Below are 7,752 nucleotides of genomic sequence, written 5' to 3' on the forward strand. Positions count from 1 at the left end.
GACAAAACCAATGCTAAACTTCTCTTTCGGATTCTAAATAATCGCTAACTTCTTCAAATTCCATTTGAATTCATCACAAGACGGATTATTTTTAATGAATCCTCACTTCAAGTTTTACGCTTAGTTTTTGTATGTCGTTTTTGTCATCTAAGAAGATGTAAGTTCACCTTTAACCTAGAAGCAATACTGCCACTGCCAACTGGAAACTGACTTTTCACTCTTGGGTCTTTTTTCTTTTTGCATTTGATAAACCGGATTATTATTAACGAAATGGTAATTCAAGTTTTACGCTTAGTTTTTGTAGGTTGTTTTTTTATCCTTTACTACGAAAACGGAGGCAAGGTTTACATTAAGTTTTACGTCACCCTGAATTTATTTCAGGGTCCCATATATTTGCGATAATGAGGATGTGTTACAAGGAGAGAAGCATAGCAAGAGAATAGGGTTAATTGCTTATTTTTAGAAGGATATCTCTTTGCGATGGAGGTACAACCGTGGCAATCTGCTTCTTGAAAGTTGTTGGTTGTCGGTTGATTGTTGATGGTTTTTAGGCCTGATAATTTTTGACATAAAATTTGATGTAACCTAAAGCGATCAGTTCGAGTATTTTTTATGGAATAGAATGGAATAAAAAATGTATCGAGAAACTATTGAAACGAAAAGGTCTTCTCTTTTCTTTTTCCATCGATGAAAAAGAAACAAAAAATCTAGACTGACAAAAGCACAGCTAAACTTATCTTTCGGATTCTAAATAATCGCTAACTTCTTCAAATTGCATTTGAATGCATCACAAGACGGATTATTTTAACGAATCCTCAATTCAAGTTTTACGCTTTGTTTTTGTAGGTCGTTTTTGTCATCTAAGAAGATGTAAGTTCACCTTTAACCTAGAAACAATACTGCCACTGCCAACTGGAAACTGTCTTTTCACTCTTGAATCTCTTTTCTTTTCCATTGCTAAAAAAGTGCAAATAAGTAAGGGATTAATAAAATAAGGGGCTTATATTAGAGCAGTAATGAAGCGAAATAAACAGCATATAAATACAAGTAGAGTCATAGTGGTTATGCTAACCGTATGGTTATTTTATTCTTGTAAAAGCTTTAACAAAAGCATTGAAATTAAAGGGGAAATCTATGCAAGTACTTTAATTTTTAGAGATGATTTTGATGCCGGATTAGCGAACTGGAAGATAGAGCAAATGCCAAATGGAACTACATCCATAAAAAATGGAAAATTAGAAATAAACGATGTTTCAGGTTGTACGGTTTGGTTAGATAAGAAATTGGAAGGGTCTATTGTTATAGAATATGATGTTTTTTTAATTCAAAATGGAGGAACCCATGATAGGGTGTCCGACCTTAATTGTTTTTGGATGGCAACAGACCCTGAAAATCCAGAAAATTTGTTTGCTAATTCGGCCTCTCGAGGAGGTAAATTTTCTAATTACGATGCATTGCAATTGTATTATATGGGCGTAGGCGGGAACAACAATAAAACTACCCGTTTTAGAAGATACGTTGGCACTGGTGAAAGGCCATTACTTGCAGAACACAACTTATCAGATGCTAAATATATGTTGACACTAAATAAAACCTATCATATTAAAATTGTAGCACATAACGGAGTTATTCAATATTACAGGGATAATGACTTATTTGTAGATTTTCAGGATGCTATACCCTATACATCTGGGTATTTCGGATTTAGAACCGTTAAAAACCACATGACTATTGATAATTTTAAGGTGTATCAAATCAAGAAAAACAATTAATTTGATAATTTTCACTACTTTTTTTAATCCTAATACCCTAAAAAAGTCGATTTTAATATTCACAAAATCAGCACATAACATAAAACATTGCCGTTCATAAAATCTATTTTCAGCATCTGCTCGTATCTATTGCAGAACTAAATCTATATTATGAAAAAAACAATTTTAACATTAGCTGCAGTAACTGTATTGGCATCTTGTGTTTCTAAAAAGAAATATGTACAACTACAACAAGAGCACGGAATTACTAAAAGTCAACTGACTAAAACGGCTGTAGAAAAAGAAGAATTAGAAGCTAAATTTGCAAAAATAGAAGCAAGAGTTGCCGACTATAATTCTAAAATTAACACCTTAACAGAAGATAATGATGCAAAGTTAATTTCTGCAGATGGTGTTGTTATTTCTAACAACCAAAAATCAAAAATGCGTGAAACTTTAAGTAAAGTAAATGCAGTTGATTTAGCCAATGCAAAGACGCTAAAAGATTCTATGAATCTTGCGCTTTCGTATAACCTAAACAAGGCTATTGGCGACAACAGTCTTAACGAAGACGAAGATATTGCAATAGATATTGAGGATACGGTTGTTATGATTTCTATTTCTGATAAGTTATTGTTTAACACTGCTAGTTACAATGTAAGTAGTAAGGCAGATGGTATTTTACAAAAATTAGCAGATATCATTAACTCGGAACCAAGTATTGAAGTGATGGTAGAAGGGCATACAGATGCAAGATCTATCAACACTCCTAAGGTTTCAGATAACTGGGATTTAAGTGTGCTTAGAGCAACTTCAATTGTACGGAAACTACAGTCTAAATATAATGTTTCTCCAGAGAAATTAATTGCTTCTGGAAGAAGTAGCTACCAACCTTTAGCGTCTAACGAAACTAAAGAAGACAGAGCAAAAAATAGAAGAACACGTATTGTAATCTTACCAAATATTGATAAGTTCTTTGCGTTGATGGCTTCTAACGAATAAGTATACACACGTTCCATTAACTATAATTAGTTAGAGCGGGATTACCTTTATCGGTTTCCCGCTTTTTTTGTGGACAATTTTCAATTAAACCTTAATTTTTCAATTACCGTCACCCTGAATTCATTTCAGGGTCTCACATAAACATCTCAGAAGGTGAGATGCTGAAACTCCCGAATACCCGGGATTGTATGATTAGAGCATAAGCGAATTACTACATAGTAACCGCTTGCTTCTTTGCGAGGAAGGTCTAGCTTTGGAAAGCTGATTCTTGCCTCCTGGCTCTTGGTTCTCTTTCTTTTTCCATTGATGAAAAAGAAACAAAAAATCTAGACTGACAAAACCACAGCTAAACTTCTCCTTTGGTTTCTAAATAATCGCTAACTTCTTCAAATTCCATTTGAATTCATCACAAGACGGATTATTTTTAACGAAACCTCAGTTCAAGTTTTACGCTTAGTTTTTGTTTGTCGTTTTTGTTATCTATGAAGATGTAAGTTCACCTTTAACCTAGAAACATTATTGCCACTGTCAACAGGAAACTGGCTTTTCAATTTTCGTTTTTCACTCTTAGATCTTTTAATCTTTGTATAGTACGCTGATAGCACAGAGATGTCAGTTCGAGTGATTTTGAGGCACGAAAAAATTGTATCGAGAACTATTTAAAACTAAAAATTTTCGATAGTTCTGCTAAGCCCTTCAACTAACTCCGTTAGCTACCTTCGAAACGAATGGTATTCGCTTCTCAGTAATGCTCAGGGTACACTTGTTGAATTATAAATTCGACGAACCCCAGACCATATGTAGAGAATCATACAGAATTTTCTAAATAAATGCAATTCAAGCGCCATATATGCAGTTCATCCGAAAAGAATTTTTATTTGGGGTATACCTATTGTATTTTAGGCATAACATTGTTTTTCTTTTCTAGGTTGTAAAGTAGAAGGTAGGTTGAACCAGTTAAAACAAATCATAAAACAGGAAGTTCCTAAAAATTAATATCTTAACACTTGAAATTCACATATAAAAATCTTGCATGAAAAATTTAGTTTTTAAAATTGGAGTTGTTTTTGGAATCCTAATCCTCACTTTTCAACTGATCTCGTTTGATTCAAAAAAACCAAAAACAACGGTATCAATACAAGGGGAGCAGTTCTATATCAATGATGAGATTACGTATAAAGGCAAATCTTGGGAAGGAAATAAGATTGAAGGACTTCTTTTTAATTCAAGAATGGTACAAGGTATTTTTGATGATAGCAACCCCGATACCCGAACTAATTTTAAATACCCAGATACCAACACTTGGGATGCTGATAGAAATACAACAGAATTTGTGAAGGCAATGTCTGATTGGAAATCGCATGGACTCTTAGCATTTACCCTAAACCTTCAAGGCGGAAGTCCCTTGGGTTATGGCAACCACGGATGGATTAATACGGCCTTTGATAATCTGGGAAATCTAAAACCGGCCTATATTAAAAGATTGGAAAAAATAGTAAACAAAGCGGATAAGCTCGGTATGGTGGTGATCCTTGGATATTTTTATTTTGGGCAAGATGAGCACTTAAAAGATGAAAAGGCAGTTTTAAATGCCGTTGATAATATCACCAATTGGATTCTTAAAAAGAAGTATCGCAATATAATTGTGGAGATTAATAACGAATGTAATATCAGATATGATCATGATATATTACAGCCAAATCGTGTGTCTGAACTGATTAAAAGAGTTCAAAAATTGAGTGAAGGCAAGTTATTGGTGAGTACAAGTTTTTCGGGAGGCAAGCTTCCAACAACAAGCGTAATTGAAAATTCAGATTTTGTTTTGTTACATGGCAATGGTTTAAAAGACCCAAAGAGAATAGCCGATTTGGTTAAAAGAGTAAGAGATGATAAAGGGTATACCACAAAACCGATTCTTTTTAATGAAGATGATCATTTTGATTTTGATAAAGAATCCTACAACCTTCGTTCTTCTGTAGAATCTTATGCTTCATGGGGGTATTTTGATTATAGGTTTAAAGGGGAAGGTTTTGAATCTGGATTTCAAAGTGTACCGGTAGATTGGAGTATTAACTCAGACCGAAAAAAGGCATTTTTCAACAAAATAAAAGAAATTACAGGCTTTTAGAAAATCAAGTTTTATAGCCAAATTCCTCAACTTAATTTTTACAACAGGTTTAAGGTTAAACCTTCACCCTCTTTTAGCGTCTTACTTAGGTATTAAGCTCAAGAGTAGCACCAATCAAAAACCATTACTATTTATGTTTACGCCATCAAAAAGATTAAAAACACAAGTCCTCGCTTGTTTTATAATAGGGCTTGCTGCAATTTCCATTTCACACGGGCAATCCGTCGACTTACAATCAGCTGCCCTGGCAGAAAAAGTATACCTGCATACCGATAGGTCCAACTACGTTGTAGGAGAAAATCTTTGGTATAAAGCCTATTCCGTAGCTGCCCAAACCAATGTGCTTTTAGACCGAAGTAAGTTATTATATGTAGAACTCTTATCGCCAGAATCTAAAATAATACAGCGGAATATTACAAGGCTAGATAGTGGGCTAGGTCATGGCGATTTTATTTTGGTAGATTCCCTAGGCGTAAAACCAGGTAGGTATCAACTAAGAGCTTATACCAATTGGTCACGTAACTTTGGGGATGCTTTTATTTTTAAAAAAGAGATAGATATCATAAGTGATAATTATACCGCTACAGCATCGGAACCTACAAATGGAGACGAGTTAGAAAAGGGGAAAAAGAACAATCAAGACACTGCTATAGACATTCAGTTTTTCCCAGAAGGCGGTTCTTTACTAGAAGACGTTTCTAGCTTGGTGGCTTTTAAGGCAATAGATCGCTACGGCTATCCTATAGCGGTTAAGGGCGAAGTGTTTGCTGCTGATGGTACGGCAGTTGCAATCTTTAAAAGCAAGCATGATGGTATGGGGGCATTTGTAATTACACCTCAAAAAGGTGAAACTTATAGTGCTGCAATTACTACGGTTACAGACGAAAAATCAACAGTAATTCTACCCCAAGCACTGGAATATGGCTATGTTTTGAGTGCCACAAACAATAAAGAGAAAAAAATAATTACCATTAAAACCAATCAGCAAACCCTCGATAAAAACCCAGAAAAACCACTGACTTTAGAGGCTTCTGTACGAGGGGTTTCTTATTTTGAAGGGACAGAAATACTACGTAGTAAATTATCAGCCTTTATATTACCACCCAATAGTTTTCCTGAAGGGATTGCACAAGTTACCCTCTATGATGGTGATAGGAAGCCCCAAAGTGAACGGTTGGTTTATATAGAAAATGAAAAGGATTTTACCGTTACAGTAGTAACCGATAAAAAACAATACCTACCCAAGGAAAAAGTAACCGTTTCTGTTGATGCCAATACCAATGATGGGAAACCACTATTAGCGAGTTTTTCTGTAAGTGCTTTGGAGTCAAAAGCGCATACAGCCAATACGATGAATATTAGCTCCTATTTTCTAATGGAAGCCGATATTAAGGGAAAAGTACACAACCCAGGGCATTATTTTGATGTAAATAACCCTTCAAGAAAACAAGATTTAGATTTATTACTGCTTACTCAGGGTTGGCGCGATTTTCTATGGAAGAAGGGTTCAGAATTAAAAGAAGGCAACTCCTATAAAACTGAAAAAATAATTTCAGTGAGTGGAAGAGTTCATGATGGTATTGGAGGAACAGCAAAACGACTTTATACCGTAAGTATGGCATTAACCAATAACGGAAAGTTAATCATGACCAATACCGTTACAGATGCCAATGGAGGATATCGGTTTGATGATATTTCATTTTTAGGTGAGGCCTCGCTACTCTTAAATACTCAGAATGACAAAGGGAAAAACAAGGGCAAACTCATTCTATACGATATCTATAGAGAGCCTATACCTGTAGATTTCAGTCCCTCAATCGGAGCTTCCTTTAACAAGGAGCGGCTACAGATATTTAAAGAAGAAATTTTTAAAAAGAACATATTGTTTAATGTGCCTAGTAAAAATATGTTGGACGAGGTTATTGTAACAGCAAATAAAGTGGAGCAGAAGCCGGCTTCTATTGGGAGGGCAGATTATGTAAAAGTGATGGATGAAAAGACTAATCGGTTTTCATCTATGCAGCACCTCATCCAATTTTCATTACCTGGAGTTATAGTCTCCGGACAATCCATAGGCTTTAATAGATTTTCAGGCCCTGCACTTATTTTATTAGACGGGGTTGAAATGGATGCTGCAGGATTAGATGGCATTAGTACAGATGATGTAGATAGAATTGAAGGAATTACTTCTGCAGGAACTGTTGTCTATGGTACAAGGGGTGGTAATGGAGTAATTTTAATTTACACGAAGGAAGGAACAATACAAAACCAGGTGCGTACCGCAGCATTTACGATCTCTGAAGAAATTCAAGGATTTTACAATGCAAGGGTTTTTTATGCGCCTAATTATGAAGATAATTTAGCTAGTAAAGACAGTGAACCGGACATTAGAAATACCTTGTATTGGAATCCGTATGTTCATCCTAACGAAACAGGAAACAATCAATTTTCGTTCTATAATAGTGAAGTTAGTACGGACGTAAATGTACTATTAGAGGGCATAACGGTTACGGGTATTCCGGTGGTAGTTAATGCCGCCTATTCTATAGAAAGATAACATGCTGTGGTATTGGTTGGCAGGTGATAGTTGTTGGTTGACGGTTGATCGTTGATGGGAAATGGTCTTGACTCCTGATTCCTGACTCCCGAATCTCTTTTCACTCTTGAATCTTTTTATCCCTGAATAGGACGCGAACAGCACACAGATGTCAGTTCGAGTGCTATCGAAGAATATGATAGTGTATCGAGAACATCTTGAAACTAAAAGGGCCTCTCTTTTCTTTTTCCATTGATGAAAAAGAAACAAAAAATCTAGACTGACAAAACCAAAGCTAAACTTCTCTTTCGGTTTCTAAATAATCGCTAACTTCT

General features: G+C 35.3%; 4 protein-coding genes. All 4 read left to right on the forward strand.

Features of this window, described 5'->3' with window-relative positions; all coding sequences use genetic code 11:
* Positions 1–1,016: 1,016 nt before the first annotated feature.
* The 4 genes from MWU65_RS17130 to MWU65_RS17145 all read left to right on the forward strand — a co-directional run bounded on the left by MWU65_RS17130 (position 1,017) and on the right by MWU65_RS17145 (position 7,438).
* Positions 1,017–1,772, forward strand: a complete 756-nt coding sequence (locus MWU65_RS17130; RefSeq protein WP_247079904.1) for a DUF6250 domain-containing protein — start codon at positions 1,017–1,019, stop codon at positions 1,770–1,772.
* Between the two features lie 150 nt (positions 1,773–1,922).
* Positions 1,923–2,753 (forward strand): flagellar motor protein MotB, encoded by an 831-nt coding sequence (locus MWU65_RS17135; RefSeq protein ID WP_247079905.1) that lies wholly within the window; start codon positions 1,923–1,925, stop codon positions 2,751–2,753.
* Positions 2,754–3,786: 1,033 nt separating this feature from the next.
* Positions 3,787–4,881 carry a hypothetical protein gene (locus MWU65_RS17140; RefSeq protein ID WP_247079906.1) on the forward strand — a complete coding sequence of 365 codons (1,095 nt, stop codon included), beginning with the start codon at positions 3,787–3,789 and terminating at the stop codon, positions 4,879–4,881.
* 133 nt (positions 4,882–5,014) lie between these two features.
* Entirely contained in the window at positions 5,015–7,438 is a 2,424-nt protein-coding gene (locus tag MWU65_RS17145; protein WP_247079907.1) for a hypothetical protein, read from the forward strand.
* Positions 7,439–7,752 lie beyond the last annotated feature (314 nt).

This window comes from Cellulophaga sp. F20128 (assembly GCF_023015805.1).
Lineage (GTDB): Bacteria > Bacteroidota > Bacteroidia > Flavobacteriales > Flavobacteriaceae > Cellulophaga.